The sequence below is a fragment of the Mesorhizobium sp. M0152 genome, assembly GCF_040322415.1.
Taxonomy (GTDB): Bacteria; Pseudomonadota; Alphaproteobacteria; order Rhizobiales; family Rhizobiaceae; genus Mesorhizobium.
Genome location: NZ_JAMYTH010000007.1, coordinates 166,439 through 185,820 on the forward strand (window position 1 = coordinate 166,439; position 19,382 = coordinate 185,820).

General features: G+C 63.9%; 18 protein-coding genes. 1 reads left to right on the plus strand and 17 read right to left on the minus strand.

The features are described from left to right. Positions 1-57: 57 nt before the first annotated feature. The 17 genes from NKJ26_RS10410 to NKJ26_RS10490 all read right to left on the minus strand — a co-directional run bounded on the left by NKJ26_RS10410 (position 58) and on the right by NKJ26_RS10490 (position 17,959). Positions 58-1,767 (minus strand): trimethylamine N-oxide permease, encoded by a 1,710-nt coding sequence (locus NKJ26_RS10410; protein WP_352695178.1) that lies wholly within the window; start codon positions 1,765-1,767, stop codon positions 58-60. Between the two features lie 232 nt (positions 1,768-1,999). Next, a complete protein-coding gene (locus NKJ26_RS10415) occupies positions 2,000-4,369 on the minus strand; it encodes a trimethylamine N-oxide demethylase (protein ID WP_352695179.1) in 2,370 nt (789 codons plus the stop codon). A 357-nt stretch (positions 4,370-4,726) separates the two neighbouring features. Beyond that, a complete protein-coding gene (locus NKJ26_RS10420) occupies positions 4,727-5,344 on the minus strand; it encodes a sarcosine oxidase subunit gamma (RefSeq protein ID WP_352695180.1) in 618 nt (205 codons plus the stop codon). Continuing rightward, positions 5,337-8,318 (minus strand): sarcosine oxidase subunit alpha, encoded by a 2,982-nt coding sequence (locus NKJ26_RS10425; protein ID WP_352695181.1) that lies wholly within the window; start codon positions 8,316-8,318, stop codon positions 5,337-5,339. The genes NKJ26_RS10420 and NKJ26_RS10425 overlap by 8 nt, the downstream gene beginning before the upstream one ends. After that, on the minus strand, positions 8,315-8,563 hold the full coding sequence (locus NKJ26_RS10430; protein ID WP_352695182.1) for a hypothetical protein: 249 nt from the start codon (positions 8,561-8,563) through the stop codon (positions 8,315-8,317). The genes NKJ26_RS10425 and NKJ26_RS10430 overlap by 4 nt, the downstream gene beginning before the upstream one ends. Then, positions 8,560-8,835, minus strand: a complete 276-nt coding sequence (locus tag NKJ26_RS10435; protein ID WP_352695183.1) for a sarcosine oxidase subunit delta — start codon at positions 8,833-8,835, stop codon at positions 8,560-8,562. Before NKJ26_RS10435 ends, NKJ26_RS10430 begins: the two co-directional genes overlap by 4 nt. Before the next feature lie 10 nt (positions 8,836-8,845). Next, a complete protein-coding gene (locus tag NKJ26_RS10440; RefSeq protein WP_027023055.1) occupies positions 8,846-10,099 on the minus strand; it encodes a sarcosine oxidase subunit beta family protein in 1,254 nt (417 codons plus the stop codon). A gap of 92 nt (positions 10,100-10,191) precedes the next feature. Then, positions 10,192-11,499 carry a type III glutamate--ammonia ligase gene (gene glnT, locus NKJ26_RS10445; protein WP_352695184.1) on the minus strand — a complete coding sequence of 436 codons (1,308 nt, stop codon included), beginning with the start codon at positions 11,497-11,499 and terminating at the stop codon, positions 10,192-10,194. Positions 11,500-11,562: 63 nt separating this feature from the next. Further along, positions 11,563-12,891, minus strand: coding sequence for an FMN-binding glutamate synthase family protein (locus NKJ26_RS10450; protein WP_027023053.1), 1,329 nt, complete (start codon positions 12,889-12,891; stop codon positions 11,563-11,565). Between the two features lie 6 nt (positions 12,892-12,897). Next, positions 12,898-13,638: a GltB/FmdC/FwdC-like GXGXG domain-containing protein gene (locus NKJ26_RS10455; RefSeq protein WP_352598797.1), complete on the minus strand. Its 741-nt coding sequence runs from the start codon at positions 13,636-13,638 to the stop codon at positions 12,898-12,900. A gap of 4 nt (positions 13,639-13,642) precedes the next feature. Continuing rightward, positions 13,643-14,539, minus strand: coding sequence for a class II glutamine amidotransferase (locus NKJ26_RS10460; protein ID WP_352695185.1), 897 nt, complete (start codon positions 14,537-14,539; stop codon positions 13,643-13,645). An 86-nt stretch (positions 14,540-14,625) separates the two neighbouring features. After that, positions 14,626-14,955, minus strand: a complete 330-nt coding sequence (locus NKJ26_RS10465; RefSeq protein WP_352598795.1) for a hypothetical protein — start codon at positions 14,953-14,955, stop codon at positions 14,626-14,628. After that, positions 14,952-15,641 carry a hypothetical protein gene (locus tag NKJ26_RS10470; protein ID WP_352695186.1) on the minus strand — a complete coding sequence of 230 codons (690 nt, stop codon included), beginning with the start codon at positions 15,639-15,641 and terminating at the stop codon, positions 14,952-14,954. Before NKJ26_RS10470 ends, NKJ26_RS10465 begins: the two co-directional genes overlap by 4 nt. 45 nt (positions 15,642-15,686) lie before the next feature. Further along, positions 15,687-17,090 (minus strand): APC family permease, encoded by a 1,404-nt coding sequence (locus NKJ26_RS10475; RefSeq protein WP_352695187.1) that lies wholly within the window; start codon positions 17,088-17,090, stop codon positions 15,687-15,689. A 14-nt stretch (positions 17,091-17,104) separates the two neighbouring features. Beyond that, on the minus strand, positions 17,105-17,266 hold the full coding sequence (locus NKJ26_RS10480) for a hypothetical protein (RefSeq protein ID WP_352598792.1): 162 nt from the start codon (positions 17,264-17,266) through the stop codon (positions 17,105-17,107). 15 nt (positions 17,267-17,281) lie between these two features. Further along, entirely contained in the window at positions 17,282-17,659 is a 378-nt protein-coding gene (locus tag NKJ26_RS10485) for a hypothetical protein (protein ID WP_352598791.1), read from the minus strand. A 12-nt stretch (positions 17,660-17,671) separates the two neighbouring features. Then, positions 17,672-17,959: a hypothetical protein gene (locus tag NKJ26_RS10490; RefSeq protein WP_352598790.1), complete on the minus strand. Its 288-nt coding sequence runs from the start codon at positions 17,957-17,959 to the stop codon at positions 17,672-17,674. Between the two features lie 286 nt (positions 17,960-18,245). On the opposite strand from NKJ26_RS10490, the gene NKJ26_RS10495 reads away from it, so the two are divergent. Beyond that, entirely contained in the window at positions 18,246-19,379 is a 1,134-nt protein-coding gene (locus NKJ26_RS10495) for an aminomethyl transferase family protein (RefSeq protein WP_352695188.1), read from the plus strand. Positions 19,380-19,382 lie beyond the last annotated feature (3 nt).

The window sequence follows — 19,382 nt, forward strand, 5'->3', positions numbered from 1 at the left end:
GCGGCCGAAAAACATCGGGCGCGCCGAAACGCGCCCGATTTCTGTTGAGTCGCCTTGTCAGATGACGAACAGCCAGTTGGCGATCAGCATCACAACCACGCCGGCAATCAGCGTCAGATAGGGCAGGGCACCTGCCTTCCTCACCTTGAGATCGGCCGACGTCATGCCGAGATCGGCCAGCATGTGGTCGGGGAACTTGCCCTTGTCCTGGACGTAGTGGCGGAAGCAGAACACCGGAATGATCAGTGCCGCGGTGACCAGCCCCGCCCACAGCGCCATCGGGTTCCACACCTTGGCGCCGGCGCCCATGAAGATCGCGTTGACATAGGCGAAGATGGCGCCCAGCCCCAACAGCCAGCTCGGCGCCTTCCACGGCCGGGCGATGTGGCCGTTGTCGATGCGGTGGATCCAACCGGCATTGAGGTTGAGGAAATTGAAGATGATGTAGCCGCAATTCGACACGGCCAGGATGAAGAAGAAGCTCGTCGCGTCGGCCGAGGCGATGGCCAGCACGATCAGGTTGAAGATGAGGTCGGTCCACATCGCACGGGTCGGGGCGCCGTGTTCGTTGACGTGGCTGAGATAGCGCGGCAGCCAGCCGTCGACCGAGCCCTGGTAGAGCGTGCGCGAGGAACCGGCCATCGCCGTCATGATGCACAGCACCAGCGCCAGGATCATCAGCATCACCAGCAGGCTATGGATGAGATTGCCGCCGCCGACCATGCCGGCCAGCGCATCGGCGACGCCGGAGCCGTCGACGATCGGCGTCGCCAGCATGCCGTTGAGGCCAAGCACGCCCTGGAAGGTGAACGGCACCAGGATGAACAAGAGCATGCAGAGCAGGCCGGAATAGAAGATCGCCTTGAACGTGTCGGTGCCCGGGTTCTTGAATTCGGACGTGTAGCAGACCGCGGTCTCGAAGCCGTAGGTCGACCAGGCGGCGATGAACATGCCGCCCAGCACCAGCGTCCAGCCGGCGATGTTCCAGGCGCCGGGCTCGGGCGCATAGGCGGCCGCGAGCGGCACCAGCGGCGAGAAATTCGCCCAGTCGATCTGGCCGGTGAAGATCGGCACCACGCCTACGATCAGCATCGGGACGATGACCAGCAGGCCGATATATTTCTGCACACTGGCGGTGCCCAGGATGCCGCGATGCTGGATCGAGAAGATGATCAGCATCAGCACCGCGCCGATGAAGAAGGTGGCGTTGAGCGTGAACGAGACCGGACCCAGCGTGTGGCTGAACAGCGTCCAGCTGCGGATGGCGGGCGTTGCCGCGGCCGTCACCGCGGCGATGGCGTCGGCGGCACTGGTTCCGGCATGCGCGGCGATATAGGCGGCCACCTCGGGCGAGGAGTCGGTGAAGATCGGGAGCGGCGCCAGCGCGTTGAGGATGTAGGCGGCGGCGATCGAGCAGCCGAGCGACAGCACCGGCGACCAGGCGAACCAGTTGCACCACACCGAAAGCGGCGCGATGAACTTGGAGTAGCGCAGCCAGGCCGTGGCGCCGTAGATCGAGGCGCCGCCCGACTTGTTCGGGAACAGGCCGGCGATTTCGGCATAGGTGAAGGATTGCAGGAAGCCCATGATCATGGACACCGTCCAGATCAGGAAGGCCAGCGTTCCGGTCGTGCCGGCAATGCCGCCGATCGAAAACAGGACGAGAGCGGGAACGCCGCTCGCCACGCAGAAGGCGCCACGCCAGTCGATATGCCTGAGCAGCTTGCCTTCGGCAGGCTGCTCCAGGGCCGTGCTTATCGTGCTCATGTCTGTGAATTCCCCTTTTTTGTGTTCCCCGCCGGCGACGCCTCGGCTTCGCGAAGCTTGCTCCCCGGCACATGACCGCGGCTGTAGTGTTTCCACTCAGTCGTATTTTTTTCTTAAGGGTGAAGATCGATCGGGCGCGCTTTCACGTCAAGCGTTTTGTGACGTCGTGCACATCACGCTTGCGAGCGGGCGCACAAATGTGCCCGGTGGCGTTGCCGACAGGCAATTGCGATCAGGAACGCGGCCGGGTCTTCTGCGGGTCGTAATGCGCGAACGCCACCACCCGCGCCGGCAGCCGCTTGGCATGGCCGTCGAGCTTGCCGACCTCGACCTCGGTGCCGATGGCCGCGTGCATCACGTCGAGCCTCGCCAGCGCGATGGTCTTGTTCAGCACCGGCGAACGCATGCCCGAGGTGACGACGCCGATCTGGGCGCGGCCGATATGCACGCAGTCGCCATGGCCGACCGCGACATTGCTGTCGATATCGAGGCCGACCAGTTTGTTGCGGGGGTTTTCCTTGCGCCGGATCAGCGCCTCGCGGCCGATGAAATCGTCGGTCTTGGTCTTCAGCGGCACGGTGAAGCCGATGCCGGCCTCGAACGGGTCGGTCTGGTCGGAGAATTCGTAGCCGGCGAAGATCAGCCCGGCCTCGATGCGCACCATGTCGAGCGCCTGCAGGCCCATCGGCTTCAGTCCGTGCGGCTGGCCGGCTTCCCAGATGGCGTCGAACACTTTTGTCGCGTCGCGCGGATGGCACCAGACCTCGTAGCCGAGCTCGCCGGTATAGCCGGTACGCGAGACGACGACCGGAACGCCGTTGCCGCCGCCGATGCGCGCCACGGCGAAGCGGAACCATTCGAGCTCGTCGATCGACGGCTGCAGCGGCGAGGTCCAGATCACTTCTCTCAGGATATCCCTGCTCTTCGGCCCCTGCACGGCGACATTGTGCATCTGGTCGGTCGACGAGCGCACCAGCACGTTGAGGCCGAGCTTTGTTGCCGTCTCGCGCAGCCATTCGCCGGACAGATCGTCGCCGCCGACCCAGCGGAAATTGTCCTTGCCGAGCCGCAGCAGCGTGCCGTCGTCGATCATGCCGCCATGCTCGTAGCACATCGCCGAATAGACGACCTGGCCGACGCCAAGCTTCTTGACGTCGCGGGTCAGCGTGTATTGCAGCAGCGCTTCGGAGTCCGGGCCGGTGACCTCGAACTTGCGTAGCGGCGACAGGTCCATGATCACCGCGTCCTGCCGGCAGGCCCAGTATTCGGCGATCGCGCCTTGCCCGGCGAAGGAATTGGCCAGCCAATAGCCCTTGTATTCGACGAAGTCGCGCGTGTGCTTGGCAAAGGAGGAATGAAAGGATGTCTCGCGGGTCATTTTCGGTTCCGAATCGGGCGTCATGCGTCTGGCGATCGCTCGCGAGAATTTGTGCTGGCCGGAATAGGTGCGCACATGGATGTCGGTCAGGTTCCAGCCATTGGCGGGCGTCGTGTCGTCAGGGCAGGCCGACGAGACGCAGACGATGTCGGTCAGGGCCCTCAGCAGAACATAGTCGCCCGGCCGCGACCATGGCTCGTCCGAGACCATGACGCCATGCGCGTCGATCGCCGTGTTGAAGAAGAAGTTGATCGCCATCCAGCCGGCACGGGGCGTCACGCCCTTGTCGGCCAGGGCCCGGTTGAAGTTCTCCGAGCAGTTGGTGTGGCCGGGATAACCGATGTCGTCGTAATATTTCGCCGCGCAAGCGAGCGCGAAGGCGTCATGCCGGCCGCATGTGTCCTGCACCACTTCGACCAGCGGCTCCATGTCCTGGTCGTAATATTTCGAATGCAGCCCCGGCATCGGATAGCTCGCGCCCATCAGCGTGCGGGTCGTCGTCACGTCGAGCGGATGGTCGCGGCCCTTGTCCAGCTTGCGCGCCGAAAAGCACTGGAAGTCGGTGCATTGGCGGCCATCGACATCGATGATCTGCAGATAGTCGCCGGCCTTGACGAAGTAGGATTGCGCCGTCGCCGAATGGACGCGCAGGTCGAGCACCGGATCGGCGAGCGGATCGGCGAGCCGCGATCTCGCCAAAGGGCGGATCGTGGCGCGCCGCACGACGACGGCAAGCGGCGTCGCCGTGTCGTGTCCGTCGACCAGCATCGGCCCGCCTGGGGCGCCGATCAGCATCGAGCCGTCGCGTGAGACGGTGAAAGCCTGTTCGGTGCCGGCCGGTGTGGCGCCGCCGAACACGCGCACCGCCTTTGCCTGATCGAGCAGCACCTGCCGGCGCTTGAGGCCGCGCCGCAGCGATGCGAGACTATCGTCGTCCTCGGTAAGCAGCGCCTTGATGCCGGCGGCATTGCTGTTCGGGTTCTCACCGAACATGCCCGGATCGGTGACGCCCGTCTGGTCCCAGGCCAGCAATTCGCAAGCCTGCCCGCCCTCGACATTGCGCACGGTGACCGTGTCGCCAGCCTCGACCTCGATCAGCACCGCGCCATTGCCCGGAATCGTATAGCGCTCCATGCCCGGCGGCAGCGCGATCTCGCCGGGCCTCAGGATGAGGCTCGGCCTGGGCGGTCCGGCGGCGACGGCAGGGTAGGGCGACTGGCTCATCTCAGCCTTGCGGTTCGAGAAACAAGTTTGCCTGTACGTGAAATTATTTTAGCGGGAAGAATAGCAGTGAGGTTGGATTTGGCAAGGCGAAGGTGGCGTGCGGAGCAATCGTCAAACTCACCTCGGACGTCTGCGCTGCCCCTCATCTGCCTGCCGGCATCTTCTCCCCATATAGTGACGTATAGTGACGGGGAGAAGGACAACTGTCGTCCACGATTTCGCCAATCACCAGCGTTGCAGAAAAGGCGCCAGCGATGCGGTCAGCCCCTTCTCCCCGTCACTATACGGGGAGAAGTGCCCGGCAGGGCGATGAGGGGCAGCGCAGACGTCGAAGATTATGCCGGCAAACCGGGGCGATCATCCTTCCGAATAGCCGATCGTCACGCCATACTCCGTAGCAGAATCAAGAATGGTGTGCCACAGGCTCTCGGCGAAAGTCGCGAACACCAGCACGTTGAACACGGCCAATCCATCTCGATCCGTGCTGCGCCAAAGCGTGACACTGGTGTGATCCATCGAGGTCGCGGCCGCCGCGCCAACAGCGAACGCATCGGGATGCAGATCGATCGACGACAGCTTGGCCAGCATCGTCCGCGTCTTGGCGCCGGAGACGCTGACCAGCACCCGCGCATGCGATTGGTCGGACAGCGAAGCGGATGCGGCGAAGGCTGGGACAAGTGACTCGATCGCGTGCTTGCCTCTCTTCGAGAGAACGAAAAATTGATCCGGTCCCGACCAGATCAGCGTCGCATCGGCCGTGCCGACTGCCTTCGGCGCTTCCGGAGCCGCAACGCCGAAGCGCGCCTTCGCGGCCTTGGCCATTTCTGCTGCCTTGCCCCGCCGCGCCATCACCTGGATCAGGTCGAAATTGCGGATTTCGGTCAGCGAAATGCCGGCATCTCCGCGTGCGCCGTAGGAGCCTGGCACGAGAACCCGTTCAAGCGGACTGCGGACTTCCCAGGAAAATTCAGCCACGCTGGCGTCCTCCATCCGGATCGTAAAAGACGGGACTGCACAGTTCGACGTCATAGTCCTCGCCACGCAGCGGGTCATGGGCATGGACGATCTCGCCGATGCGCTCGCGTCCGCGTTCGACCAGAGCCAGTCCGATCCACTGGTCAAGCGTCGGCGAGAAACAGACCGAGGTGACATAGCCCTGGTCGTTATCAGGCCCTGGGGCCTGGCCCTTCGGGATGATGTGCGCGCCGGAGCGCAGGCGGCTTGCCGCGTCCGTCGGCTTGATTCCGACCACGACCTGCCGGTCCGGCGCGACCAGCGCCTCGCGGCCGGCCATGACGCGGCCGATGAAATCCTTCTTCGTCGACATCATCTTGCCGAGGCCAAGATCGGCCGCCGTCGTCGTGCCGTTCAGTTCCGGTCCGGCGATGTGGCCCTTTTCGACACGCATGACGCCGAGCGCCTCGGTGCCGTAAGGCGTGACGCCAAACTGCTTTCCGGCCAGCATCAGATTGCGCGCCATGGCATCGCCGAAGCGCGCCGGCACCGAAATCTCGAACGCAATCTCGCCGGAGAACGAAATGCGGAACAGCCGCGCCTCGATGCCGCCGCGCAAGGCCACCTCGCGCGCTCCCATGAAGGGAAAGCCCTCGTTGGAAAGATCCTCGGCCGGATCGACGAGTTCCCTGAGCAGGTCACGTGTTTTCGGTCCGGCGATCGAGAACTGCGCCCACTGGTCCGAAACCGAGGTCAGCTGCACGTCGAGCTCGGGAAACAGCACTTGCCGGCAAAACTCGAGATGCTGCATCACCGGCCCGGCCTTGGCCGTCGTCGTGGTCAGGAAGTAATGATCCTCGGCCAGCCGCGACGTCGTGCCGTCGTCGTAGACGATGCCGTCCTCGCGCAACATCAGCCCGTAGCGCGCTTTTCCCGCGGCAAGGTTTGAGAAGGTGTTGACGTAGACGCGGTCGAGGAAGGCGCCGGCATCCGGGCCGTGCACGTCGATCTTGCCGAGCGTCGAGACATCGCAGAAGCCGACGCCTGAGCGCACCGCCTTGACCTCGCGCGTCACCGACTCCAGCCAGTCCTTCTCGCCGGCGCGCGGATACCATTGCGCCCGCTTCCACAGCCCGGTGTCGACGAAGACGGCACCTTGTTCCACGGCCCAGTGATGCGACGGCGTCAGGCGCGTGGCATGGAAAGTCTCGTCGCGATGATGGCCGGCGAAGGCGCCGATGGCGACGGGCACGTAAGGAGGCCGGTAGATCGTCGTGCCGGTCTCGGGAATGGAGCGGCCGCTGACCGCGGCCATGATGGCGAGGCCGGCGACATTGGAGGTCTTGCCTTGGTCGGTGGCCATGCCGAGCGTCGTGTAGCGCTTCAGGTGCTCGACCGATTCAAAACCTTCGCGCTGCGCCAGTTCGATGTCGGAGGATGTGACGTCGTGCTGGTAATCGACGAAGGCCTTGCCCTTGCCGGCGACATGCCACAGCGGCGTCAACGAGAAAGCCTCGTCATCGGCGACCGGCGCCGGGCCGGCCTTGCCGCCGTGCCCGGCGTCGAGCGCGGCCGCCGAACCCGCGGCGAACCCCTCGGCCAGGCAGGCGCCGAGGCCGAACGAGCCATTCGCGGCGCCTGCGGCGACCATGCCGGGAGGGGCGCCGTCCGGAACGAAAGCAGAGATTTCATCGCGCCATTTCGGCCGGCCGCGATGGTAGGAGGTTAGTCCTACGGCCGGGTTCCAGCCGCCGGAAACGGCGAGCCCGTCGGCCTCGACCTCGGCGCGCGCGCCGCCGGTCAGCGACACCGCGATTTTCCTGACCCCGTCCTTGCCGCCGTCGATGCTGCTGACCGAGCCGTGCAGCACCGGGAAGCCGCCTTTCAATGCGAGCGAGCGATGGGCAGCCGATACGTCAGGCCGTGCGTCGATCACCGCCGCGATCTGCAATCCGGCGCCGAGTGCCGTCTCGACGGTGCGCCAGCCATCCTCGTTGTTGGTGAACAGCGCGATGCGTTTCGCGGGGGCGGCGGCATAGCGCGCAAGATAGGTCCGCACCGCCGAAGCCATCATCACGCCGGGCGTATCGTTGCCGGCAAAGACGATCGGCCGCTCGATGGCGCCGGCCGCGACCACGCAGCGCCTGGCGACGATCCGCCACAGCCGCTGGCGCACCTGATGCTCGGGCGGCTGGGGCAAATGGTCGTTGACCCGCTCGATCGCGCCATAGGTGCCGCCATCATAGACGCCGAACAGCGTCGTGCGGGTCATGATGCGCACATCCGGCATCGAGCCAAGCTCGGCCAAGCTCCGCGACAGCCACTCGGCTGCCGGCAGTCCGTCGATCGTGCCGCCATCCGACAGCAGGCGGCCGCCGAGCGTGAAATCTTCCTCGCACAGGATGACGCGGGCGCCACTGCGTCCGGCGGCAAGTGCTGCCGCCAGACCGGCTGGGCCGGAGCCGGCGATCAGCACGTCGCAATGCGCCCACGCCTTGTCGTAGTGGTCGGGATCGGCGACGCCGGCGGCGCGGCCGAGGCCCGCGGCGCGGCGGATCGCCGGCTCGTAGACCGCTTCCCAGAACTTGGCCGGCCACATGAAGGTCTTGTAGTAGAAACCGGCGACGAAGATCGGCGCGAACAGCTGGTTGACCGACATCACATCGTGGCGCAGCGACGGCCAGCGGTTCTGGCTGGCGGCCTCGAGCCCGTCATAGAGTTCGGCGGTCGTCGCCTTGGTGTTCGGCTCGCGCCTGGCGCCCGTGCGCAGCTCGACCAGCGCGTTGGGCTCTTCCGAACCGGCGGTCAGGATACCGCGCGGGCGATGATACTTGAACGAGCGGCCGACCAGCTTGACGCCATTGGCGATCAGCGCCGAGGCAAGCGTGTCGCCCTGGAAGCCGAAGAAAGTCCTGCCGTCGAAGCGGAAGCTCAGCGATTCCGAGCGGTCGATGAGGCCGCCGGTGGGGAGACGATGGGATTGGCTGGAGGTCACGACTGCCGGCCTTCCGTCAGGTCGATGAAATGCGAGAGGGTTGCGCTGCCCCTCATCGCCCTGCCGGGCACTTCTCCCCGTATAGTGACGGGGAGAAGGACGCCCTCGTCAGCGATTTCGCCAATCATCGACGTCGCAGGAATGGCGTCGAGGTTGCCGCCAGCCTCCCTCTCCCCGTCCCTATACGGGGAGAGGATGCCGGCAGGCAGGTGAGGGGCGGCGCTGGCCTGGACAGAAGAATTCATTTCACCACCTGCCTCGCCCCGACGCCCGTTGCCGGTTCGACGGAGGAAATCTCATGCGTGAGTGTATTACGGGTGACCTTCAGCCAGACCCGGCAGCCGCCGCCGTGGTACCAATTCTCATCCATCACGCCGGCGACATTGTCGCGCAGGTAAACGTAGTCGAAGACATCGTCCATCGAAGCACCAGCCTCCGGCCGCACTGGCTTGGCGTCGCCGAGATAGGTGAACTCGCCGAGTTCGCGTTCGCCGCAGAAAGGACAGGTAATGCGCATGACAGGGCCTTCAGTGCAGGTTCGGTTGGGCGCCCTGGCCCTTTTCGTCGATCATCGCGCCTGACCGGAACCGGTCGAGGCGGAACCGTGCGGCCTCTTCATGCGGCGTGTCGCGGGCCAGCAGATGGGCAAAGACGAGGCCTGAGCCCGGCGTCGCCTTGAAGCCGCCATAGCACCAGCCGGCATTGAGATAGAGCCCGTCCACCGGCGTCTTGTCGATGATCGGCGAGCCGTCCATCGACATATCCATGATGCCGCCCCACTGGCGCAGCAGCCGCACGCGGCCGATCATCGGCATCAGCGCCATGCCGCCCTCGCAGACGTCTTCCATCACAGGCAGGTTGCCGCGCTGGGCATAGGAATTGTAGCCGTCTATGTCGCCGCCGAAGACCAGCCCGCCCTTGTCCGACTGGCTGACGTAGAAATGGCCGGCGCCGAAGGTCATGACGCCAGGAATGAGCGGCTTGATCGCCTCGGAGACGAAGGCCTGCAGCACATGGCTTTCGATCGGCAGGCGCAGGCCCGCCATCGCCGCGACGCGCGAGGAACTGCCGGCCACCGCCATGCCGACCTTGCCGGCGCCGATCTTGCCGCGCGAGGTTTCGACGCCGGTCACCTTGCCGTTGGCGTCTCTGACAAAGCCCGTCACTTCGCAATTCTGGATGATGTCGACACCGAGCGCGCTCGCCGCATGGGCGTAGCCCCAGACCACGGCGTCGTGCCGCGCCGTGCCGCCGCGCCGCTGCAAGAGCCCGCCTTGCACCGGAAAGCGCGCATTGTCGAAGTTCAGGAACGGCATCATTTTTTTGACCGCGGCGAGGTCGAGCAGTTCGGCGTCGATGCCGTTGATGCGCATCGTGTTGCCGCGTCGCGCATACGCATCGCGCTGCGCGTCGGAATGGTAGAGGTTGATGACGCCACGCTGGCTGACCATCGTGTTGTAGTTGAGGTCCTGCTCCATCCGCTCCCACAGCTTCATCGACAATTCGTAAAAGCCGGTGTTGCCGGGCAGGCCGTAATTGGAACGGATGATGGTGGTGTTGCGGCCGGCATTGCCGGAGCCGATCCAGCCCTTCTCCAGCACGGCGACATTCCTGATGCCGTATTCGCTGGCGAGGAACCAGGCGGTGGCCAGGCCGTGGCCGCCGCCGCCGATGATCACCACATCGTAGCGGTCCTTCGGGCTGGCATCGCGCCAGGTGCGTTGCCAGTTCTTGTGGCCGGAAAATGCGGCGCGGGCGAGCGAGAAGATCGAGTATTTCATAAAATCGTTCCGAGGCCGCTCGCGTCGCGCTGGGACTTTCTTGACGCATCGGATTCGCCCGAAAACCGTTTCACACTTTTCGGTCCGATGCTCTAGATGTCCAGCGTGTGGTCGCGCTCCCATTGCGTGAAGTGCGAAGCATAGGAATTCCATTCCTGGTGCTTCAGCTTTAGGTAAGCCGACGAGAATTCCTCACCCAGCGCCGTCTTGAGCGATTTGTCGTTGTCGAATTCGCGCAGCGCGTCGAGCAGGTTGAGTGGCAATTTCGGTGCGCCTTCCACCGTGTGACCGTGCTGATACATGTCGATGTCGTAGCGTCTGCCGGGATCGGCCCTGGAGCGGATGCCGTCGAGGCCGGCGGCGATGATGACGGCCTGCAGCAGATAGGGGTTGGCCGCGCCGTCGGGCAGGCGCAGCTCGAAACGGCCGGGGCCGGGCACGCGCACCATGTGGGTGCGGTTGTTGCCGGTCCAGGTCACCGTGTTCGGCGCCCAGGTGGCGCCCGAAATCGTGCGCGGGGCGTTGATGCGCTTGTAGGAATTCACCGTCGGATTGGTGATGGCGGCGAGAGCCGAGGCATGCTTCATGATGCCGCCGAGGAAGTTCTTGCCCTTGGCCGACAGGCCGAGCTCCATCGAATTGTCGGCGAAGACGTTGGTCTTGCCCGATTTGTCCCAGACCGAGATATGCGCATGGCAGCCATTGCCGGTCAGGCCCTGGAAGGGCTTGGGCATGAAGGTGGCGCGCAGCCCGTGTTTTTCCGCGATCGACTTGACCATGAACTTGAAGAACGAGTGCTTGTCGGCGGTCGCCAGCGCATCGTCGAAGGCCCAGTTCATCTCGAACTGGCCGTTGGCGTCCTCATGGTCGTTCTGGTAGGCGCCCCAGCCGAGCGCCAGCATGTGGTCGCAGATCTCGGCGATTACGTCGTAGCGGCGCATCACCGCCTGCTGGTCGTAGCAGGGCTTCGAGGCCGTGTCGTATTCGTCCGAAATCGTCTTGCCGTCGGGCGAGATCAGGAAGAACTCGGCCTCGACGCCGGTCTTGACATGCATGCCGTCGTTGGCGGCCTCCGCGATCAGCCGCTTCAGCGTGTTGCGCGGCGCCTGGTTGACCTCCTTGTCGTCCATGATGCAGTTGGCGGCGACCCAGGCAACCTCGGGCTTCCACGGCAACTGGATGACCGAATCCGGGTCCGGCACCGCCAGCATGTCGGGATGCGCCGGCGTCAGGTCGAGCCAGGTGGCGAAACCGGCGAAGCCGGCGCCGTCCTTCTGCATGTCTGATATCGCCTGCGCCGGCACCAGCTTGGCGCGTTGCCCGCTGAACAGATCGGTGTAGGAAATCATGAAGTATTTGACGTTTTTCGCCCTTGCGAATTCAGCAAGATCAAGTGTCACCGCAGTTCCCCATTTTTTGTCGATTGTTGGCCGCAGAGCATGTGGGCTTCGGCCCTTCCTTGATCAGAAGCCGTTCTTCCCCGGTATCCAGTTGGTGCCGGCGAGCGGCACGCCGGCCATGGCGGCGGCTTCGATCGTCAGCGCGACGAGATCCTCGGGTTCGAGATTGTGCAGGCTGTTCTTGCCGCAGGCCCGCGCAATGGTCTGCGCTTCCAGCGTCATCACCTTGAGATAGTTCGCCAGCCGGCGGCCGGCGGCCACCGGATCGACCCGCTTCATCAGTTCGGGATCCTGCGTGGTGATGCCAGCCGGGTCGCGGCCCTCGTGCCAGTCGTCATAGGCGCCGGCGGTGGTGCCGAGTTCGTTGTACTCCGCCTCCCAGCGGGGATCGTTGTCGCCGAGCGCGACCAGCGCCGCCGTGCCGATCGAGACCGCGTCGACACCGAGCGCCAGCGCCTTGGCGACATCGGCGCCGTTGCGGATGCCGCCCGAGACGATCAGCTGCACCTTGCGGTGCATGCCGAGGTCCTGCAGCGCCTGCACCGCCGGTCGGATGCAAGCGAGCGTCGGCTGGCCGACATTCTCGATGAACACTTCCTGGGTGGCGGCGGTGCCGCCCTGCATGCCGTCAACGACGACGACGTCGGCGCCGGCCTTCACCGCAAGCGCGGTGTCGTAATAGGGCCGCGCGCCGCCGACCTTGACGTAGATCGGCTTTTCCCAGTCGGTGATTTCGCGCAGCTCGAGGATCTTGATCTCGAGGTCGTCGGGCCCGGTCCAGTCGGGGTGGCGCGAGGCCGAGCGCTGGTCGATGCCTTTCGGCAGCGTGCGCATTTCGGCGACGCGATCGGAAATCTTCTGGCCGAGCAGCATGCCGCCGCCGCCGGGCTTGGCGCCCTGGCCGACAACGACCTCGATCGCGTCGGCGCGGCGCAGGTCGCGCAGGTTCATGCCGTAGCGCGAGGGGAGATACTGATAGACCAGCGTTTTCGAATGACCGCGCTCTTCTTCGGTCATGCCGCCATCACCCGTGGTCGTCGACGTGCCCGACAGCGTCGCGCCGCGCCCGAGCGCTTCCTTGGCCGGGCCCGACAGCGAGCCGAAGCTCATGCCGGCGACGGTGATCGGGATCTTCAGCTCGATCGGCTTCTTGGCATGGCGCGACCCCAGGACGACCGACGTGTCGCAGCGCTCGCGGTAGCCTTCCAGCGGATAGCGCGAGATCGAAGCGCCGAGGAACAGCAGGTCATCGAAATGCGGCAGCTTGCGCTTGGCGCCGGCGCCACGGATGTCGTAGATGCCGGTCGCCGCGGCGCGGCGGATCTCGGAAAGCGTGTAGTCGTCGAAGGTCGCGGATTTGCGCGGCGTCGTCGGCGGGTTGCGATAGGTCATGCTGCCTCAATACGCGTCGGCGTTGTCGATATTGAAATTGTAGAGCGTGCGCGCCGAGCCGTAGCGCTTGAACTCCGACGGCTTCACGCCGGTGATGCCGGCGCGGTCGAGCAGGCCCTGCAGCAATTCCAGGTGCTCGGACCGCATTTCCTTGGCGATGCAGTCGGCGCCCAGGCTGCCCACCTTGCCGCGCACGAAAAGCCGCGCCTCGTAGATGGAATCGCCGAGCGCGTCGCCGGCATCGCCCAATACCACCAGATTGCCCGACTGCGCCATGAAGGCCGACATGTGGCCGATATTGCCGTGCACGACGATGTCGATGCCTTTCATCGAAATGCCGCAGCGCGACGAGGCGTTGCCCTCGATGACCAGCAGGCCGCCCTTGCCGGTAGCGCCGGCATACTGGCTGGCGTCGCCTTTGACCGTTATCGAGCCCGACATCATGTTTTCGCCGACGCCGGGTCCCGCCGAACCATGCACGGTAATGGCACTGCCGGAATTCATGCCGCCGCAGTAGTAGCCGACGCTGCCGCGCACATCGATGCTGATGGGCTGGTCGACGCCGACGGCGACCGAATGGTTGCCCTTCGGGTTCAGCACTTCCCACGCCGTCTCGTTCGAACCGGGGGCCAGATTGTGCAGCGCCTGGTTGAGTTCGCGCAGCGACATCTGGTCGAGGTCGAAGACGCGCGATGCCTGATTGTTAGCGGGGCTTTGATCGCGCGTTGCCTTGGAAATTGCCGCCATGAACTCAATGCTCCCAGAAATAGACGGTTGCGGGCTCCGGTTCCCAGACCCTCGCATTGTCTATGCCGGGCAGTTTGGTCAGCGCGCGATATTCCGAGCCGAAGGCGACATACTGGTCGGTCTCGGCCATGACGGCGGGCTTGCAGGCGATCGGATCGCGCACGACGCCGAAACCGTTCTTGGTGCCGACGACGAAGGTGAAGAAGCCGTCGAGATCGGAGAGCGTGCCTTCCAGGGCTTCGCCGAGGTTCTTGCCATGCGCCATCTGCGAGGAGAGATAGGCGGCCGCAACCTCGGTATCGTTCTCGGTCTCGAATTTCATGCCTTCGCGGATCAGCTCGCGGCGGACATTGTTGTGGTTGGACAGCGAACCATTGTGCACCAGGCACTGGTCGGCGCCGGTCGAGAACGGATGCGCGCCCATCGTCGTCACCGCCGATTCGGTCGCCATGCGGGTGTGGCCGATGCCATGCGTCCCGGCCATCTTGCGGACCTCGAAGCGATCGACGACCGCCTCCGGCAGGCCGACTTCCTTGTATATCTCGACCACGTCGCCGGCGCCCATGATGCGGATATCGGGCCGCAGCGCCTGGATGGCCTCCCGCGCCTCGTCGATTTTCTCGGGCCTCGTCCGCACCACCGCGTGCGTCGACTTGACGGCGATCGTCACAGGCATGCCGATGGTCCTGGCAAGCTCCGCTTCGAGGCCACGGAAATCTCGTTCCGGGTTCGCCGACTGGATGGTGATCTTGGCCTCGTTGCCGGAAGCCGCGCCATAAATCGCGATCCCGGCGCTGTCGGGGCCGCGATCGCTGAGCGACACCAGCATCTCCGACAGCATCGCGCCGAGCTTCGGCTCCAGCGCCTTGTCCTTCAAGAAAAGTCCGACGATTCCGCACATGTCAGCCTCCCGACGTTTGTGGCTCCGAAATGATGTATCGAATGAGTCTCGGGAATTCAATTGGTATGAAAGAATTTTTCCTCTAGTTACACATGACCATTGCCGGGGTCATCGCTTTTGTCGCCTTGCCGGTGCGTGCCGTGGGCCCATTTGGCGGCGCGCACGCGGGCGGTTTTGTAGGCATCGAGGATCGACAAGGCATAGATCAGGAAGCCGCCGGCATGGCGGCCGACGAAGCTGGCGTCGGGCGGCGCGATCTTCGCCGTTACCCAGGCCAGGATAACGATGAAGAAAAGAAATTGCAGGCCGCGCGTCGCAATGCCGAGCATGACGTGTCCGCTGCCCGGCAGCACGATGGCCGCGCCCAGGACAAGATAAGGGCTGACCGGCGCCGGCGAGGTGATTGAACTGGTCATGCGGCTTGCCGTTCGTTCCTGTTGATGGCCTCACGCAGGTCGAAGAGCGATACGAGCAGCCGCTCGATCACCGCCGGGTCGATTCGCGCGTCGCCGAAAGCGGCTTGCCGGAAGACACCGTAGCGGGCCCGCTCGGCCTCTGCCAGCAGCCAGACAATGCGCACACCTTTTGGCGTGATCAGAAGCTCCTTGGCGCGCCCTTCGGAAAAAGGCTCGATATGGTCGGCGATGATGCCTTGCGGAAAGCGCACGCCCCTCCGGTCCGTCCGCAGCACCGCCTCGGCCGGGAAGCCGGGCGCCTTCGGCAGCGTATGGTCGAGATGATCGAAATTGGAGAAGGTCGTCGGCGAGCCCGGCCGCATCATCATGTCGAACGTGCCGGGCACGGCTGTTTTTTCCGTGATCGACACGCTGAGCCAGCGCGCCGGCAGCTTTCTCGTCGCCAGCGTGTCGACGATGGTGCGGACCTGGACGCGCTGGCCGTTCCACGATCCTTCCCAGGTGACGACGCCGGCAGTGCCGTCCGAGAAATCTTCGGCGTCGGCAATGACGGTGCGGATGCCGGCGTGGTCGGCGGCGAGCGCCACCGCAGCCCTGTTGCGGCTGCGGCGCGCCACCAGGGCAAGATGAAGGACGAGAGCCAGGACAATCGCCCCGGCAAGCAGTGCTGACGTCAGCTCGGACATTTTGTCATGCCAGGCCCGCCCGGGATCCGGACGGGCCTTCTCCCATCAATAGCCCTGCGGTTTCGGCCATGGCATGGTGAACTGGTCGCCGCGCCGCACGAATCTATAGCGGTAGAAATGGAACCACAGCGAGATCAGGAAATAGAACGCGACCATGGCGATCAATTGCGAACCGAAGCCGAGGAAGATCGCGAAGAAGGTCACCACGCATAGACAGAACAGCACGATCGCCGGCAGCGGATGGAAGGGATGCGTGTAGCCGCGGCGGATCGAGCCCAACGGCCACTTTTTCCTGAACATCATGATGTTGATGCTCATGAAGGTGTATTGCAGCACGCCAGACAGGATCGAGAAGGTGATCGCCTGGTTGAGGTCGGCGATGAAGGCGAAGGCCAGTGCGATCGGCAGCAGGAACAGGATCGAGCGGTAGGGTGTGCGATATCTCGGGTGCACCGCCGAGAACCAGCTCGGCAGATAGCGGTCGCGGCCGAGCGAGAACCAGGCACGTGCCGCGTCGTTGATGCAACCATTGGCCGAGGCCAGCGCCGCCAGCAGCGTGGCGATGAACAGCAGGTTTTCCAGCAGCGGGCTGCCGGTCAGCTTGCCGGCGTCCCACAGCGGATAATAGGTGATGCCGAGATACTCCCAAGGCATCATCGAGGCGCAGACATACCAGGTCATGGCGGCGGCGATCAAAAGCGTGATCATGCCGGCCATCGTGCCGTAGGGCAGCGAGCGCGCCGGCGAGCGAACTTCCTCGGCCGCCTGCGTGGTCCCCTCGATGCCGAGATAATACCAGATACCGAACTGGAAGGCGGCGATGACGCCGATCCAGCCATAGGGCAGGGCGTTGCCTGGCGTGACCAGTTCGTTGAGCTTCAGCACGGCGCCTTGCGTCCACGGGCTGACCGAGAAGAACAGGATGACGATCGAGACATAGGCGATCGCGGTGATGACGAAGTTGACGTTGAGCGTCATCAGCACGCCGCGATAGTTGAGCCACGCCAGCACGACGATGGTGGCCGCGATGAAGGAGTTGTGGGTGAGGCCCTCGACGCCCGCCTTGGCGACGATCGTGTCGCCGAGCAGGATGGCGTCCGACACTTCGAGCATCGTGTAGGCGAAGACCAGGAACAGCGCGACGTTGAAGGCCATCAGCGGCCCGACGATATGCTTGGCCTGCGCATATTGGCCGCCGGCTGCGGCGACGGTCGACGTCACCTCGGAATCGATCATGGCGACGGAGGTATAGAGCAGCCCGACGATCCAGCAGACGATCAGTGCCGCCAGCGCGCCGCCCTTGTCGGCGGCAAAATTCCAGCCGGTGAACTCGCCGACCAGAACGATGCCGACGCCGAGCGCCCAGACATGGGCCGGGCCGAGCACCCTGAGCAGCGAAACCCTGTCGCCGTGGATTGACGTTTCTCTCGTTTCAACCGCGATCGCCATCGTTCAATCCCCACTCAGATCCGGTGTTTTTCGGAAACGGCTTCAAGTTCGCCTTCGCGCGACGAGGTCAAGACGTCCTCGGGATAAGTCGTATCGACCTTGAACCAGTCGTAGAGCATCCACAGGGCGAGCAGGATCGAGATGCCCCAGCATGCGTAAGAGAGTGGTATCCACATGATGCGTCCCCCGGACTACTTGTCTTCGAACTTTTCGTTGATGACGTCGCGATATTCGCGGTCGGATGCGCGGAACAGGAACACGAAATAGCCGATCAGCACCGCGGCCATGATGATCAGCGTCGGCCAATCGATGACATAGTGGAAGCGGTTCTGGATGATGTCGTGCGCGGTTTCGGGCGTGTAGCCGAGCTTTTCCCAGATCGAGGCCATGGTCGGGTTTTGGCCGAGCGCTTCCCACGTCTTGGCGTCGAGCGCGTCGATGGACTTCGCAGCACCCGCCAACCCCATCTTGAGCGGCAGCCACAATGCCACGAAAATGGCGACGACCACGACGACGATATCAAAGATCTGCCCGGCCTTGCTCTGCTCCGGCGGTGTATAGCGGGACATGCGTTGTACCCCTCAGGACTTGCTGTTGCGGAACGCGTCGGCGTTCTTGATGTCGAGCCCGTAGATGAATTCCTTGTCTTCCTTGTAGTGGTTGACCATCGCCAGGATGGCCGCCGTGTTGAAGATCAGCACGGCGGCGGCGGCAACCGCCACCACGAACTTGATCCCGGCGTCCGGTATGTATGGCCATGTCATCAGCAGCACGAACAGGATCGTCGCCCACAGGCAGATGATCAGGAGCGCGGATCCGCGCACGTCGGAGCGATACAGCGCCTCGATGCGCCGCTGGAGGTCTGACATCGGTTTTCCCCTTTTCCGACGTCCGGTTCCGAATTCACCGTCCGCCGTCCTCTTTCAAGAGAGTGAAATTTTTTTCATAAGTTCAGGCTGAATTCCGGAATTGTCAAGACGAATTTACGCTGAGTTAACCGATTGTTCGGGACGCCGGATTTTGCCTGACAATGAAATTATTTGCTTGAAGGGGATTGCAGGCTTCCAGCGTTTGCGGTCAATATTCCAACCAAAGCTCCGGCCTCGATGCAAAGGAGCAGGGAACAGCGTAATTTTCGAAACGGAGGACGAGCGGATGACGGCATCCTGGAGATTTTCGACCCTGGCGGATCGCCATCGCGCGCTTGGCTCGAAGCTCGAAGACTGGAGCGGCATGGGCACCGCCTGGACCTACGACAAGGATGCCGACGAGGAATATGTCGCCATCCGCACCAAAGCCGGGCTGATGGACGTGTCGGGCCTTAAGAAGGTCCACATATCAGGCCCGCACGCCTCGCATCTCATCGACCTGGCGACGACGCGCGACGTGGAAAAGATCTATCCCGGCAAGTCGGCCTATGCCTGCATGCTGAACGAGGCGGGAAAATTCACCGACGACTGTATCCTTTACCGCACCGGGCCGAATTCCTGGATGGTCGTGCACGGTTCGGGAACCGGCCACGAGGAATTGCAGCGCGCTTCCGTCGGGCGCGATGTGTCGGTGCGCTTCGACGACAATCTGCACGATTTGTCTTTGCAAGGACCGACCGCTGTCGATTATCTGGCCAGGCATGTGCCTGGTATTCGCGATCTCAACTACTTCCACCACATGCAGACGCAGCTGTTCGGCTTGCCCGTCATGATCTCGCGCACCGGCTACACTGGCGAGCGCGGCTATGAGATTTTCTGCCGCGGCCAGGATGCCGGCACGATCTGGGACAGGATCCTCGACGAGGGCAAGAGCGCCGGCATCATCCCATGCCGTTTCACCACGCTCGACATGCTGCGCGTCGAAAGTTATTTGCTCTTCTACCCCTACGACAATTCGCAGAAATACCCGTTCGAGAATGAAGGCCCCGGCGATACGCTATGGGAACTCGGCCTCGACTTCACGGTCAGCCCCGGCAAGACAGGCTTCCGCGGTGCGGAAGAGCATTATCGCCTGAAAGGCAAGGAGCGTTTCAAGATCTATGGCGTGCTGCTCGAAGGCAAGGAGCCGGCCGACGAGGGCGCGCCGGCCTATCGCGACGGCAAAAAGGTCGGCGTGGTGACCTGCGCCATGTATTCGCCGCTGGTCGAGAAATCGATGGGCATCGCCCGCCTCGACGTCGACTGCGCGGTCAAGGACACCAGGCTGGAGATCCGCAACGGGAGCGGATCGATCAGGGCGACGGCGCAGCCATTGCCGTTCGACGACCCCAAGAAGACCAAGCGCACGGCGAAAGGCTGAGGC

Excerpts from the sequence above, each read along its gene's own strand:
- NKJ26_RS10410 (WP_352695178.1), bottom strand. The coding sequence starts at position 1,767 with ATGAGCACGATAAGCACGGCCCTGGAGCAGCCTGCCGAAGGCAAGCTG.
- NKJ26_RS10415 (WP_352695179.1), bottom strand. The coding sequence starts at position 4,369 with ATGAGCCAGTCGCCCTACCCTGCCGTCGCCGCCGGACCGCCCAGGCCG.
- NKJ26_RS10430 (WP_352695182.1), bottom strand. The coding sequence starts at position 8,563 with ATGAATTCTTCTGTCCAGGCCAGCGCCGCCCCTCACCTGCCTGCCGGC.
- NKJ26_RS10435 (WP_352695183.1), bottom strand. The coding sequence starts at position 8,835 with ATGCGCATTACCTGTCCTTTCTGCGGCGAACGCGAACTCGGCGAGTTC.
- NKJ26_RS10440 (WP_027023055.1), bottom strand. The coding sequence starts at position 10,099 with ATGAAATACTCGATCTTCTCGCTCGCCCGCGCCGCATTTTCCGGCCAC.
- NKJ26_RS10450 (WP_027023053.1), bottom strand. The coding sequence starts at position 12,891 with ATGACCTATCGCAACCCGCCGACGACGCCGCGCAAATCCGCGACCTTC.
- NKJ26_RS10455 (WP_352598797.1), bottom strand. The coding sequence starts at position 13,638 with ATGGCGGCAATTTCCAAGGCAACGCGCGATCAAAGCCCCGCTAACAAT.
- NKJ26_RS10460 (WP_352695185.1), bottom strand. The coding sequence starts at position 14,539 with ATGTGCGGAATCGTCGGACTTTTCTTGAAGGACAAGGCGCTGGAGCCG.
- NKJ26_RS10465 (WP_352598795.1), bottom strand. The coding sequence starts at position 14,955 with ATGACCAGTTCAATCACCTCGCCGGCGCCGGTCAGCCCTTATCTTGTC.
- NKJ26_RS10470 (WP_352695186.1), bottom strand. The coding sequence starts at position 15,641 with ATGTCCGAGCTGACGTCAGCACTGCTTGCCGGGGCGATTGTCCTGGCT.
- NKJ26_RS10475 (WP_352695187.1), bottom strand. The coding sequence starts at position 17,090 with ATGGCGATCGCGGTTGAAACGAGAGAAACGTCAATCCACGGCGACAGG.
- NKJ26_RS10480 (WP_352598792.1), bottom strand. The coding sequence starts at position 17,266 with ATGTGGATACCACTCTCTTACGCATGCTGGGGCATCTCGATCCTGCTC.
- NKJ26_RS10485 (WP_352598791.1), bottom strand. The coding sequence starts at position 17,659 with ATGTCCCGCTATACACCGCCGGAGCAGAGCAAGGCCGGGCAGATCTTT.
- NKJ26_RS10490 (WP_352598790.1), bottom strand. The coding sequence starts at position 17,959 with ATGTCAGACCTCCAGCGGCGCATCGAGGCGCTGTATCGCTCCGACGTG.
- NKJ26_RS10495 (WP_352695188.1), top strand. The coding sequence starts at position 18,246 with ATGACGGCATCCTGGAGATTTTCGACCCTGGCGGATCGCCATCGCGCG.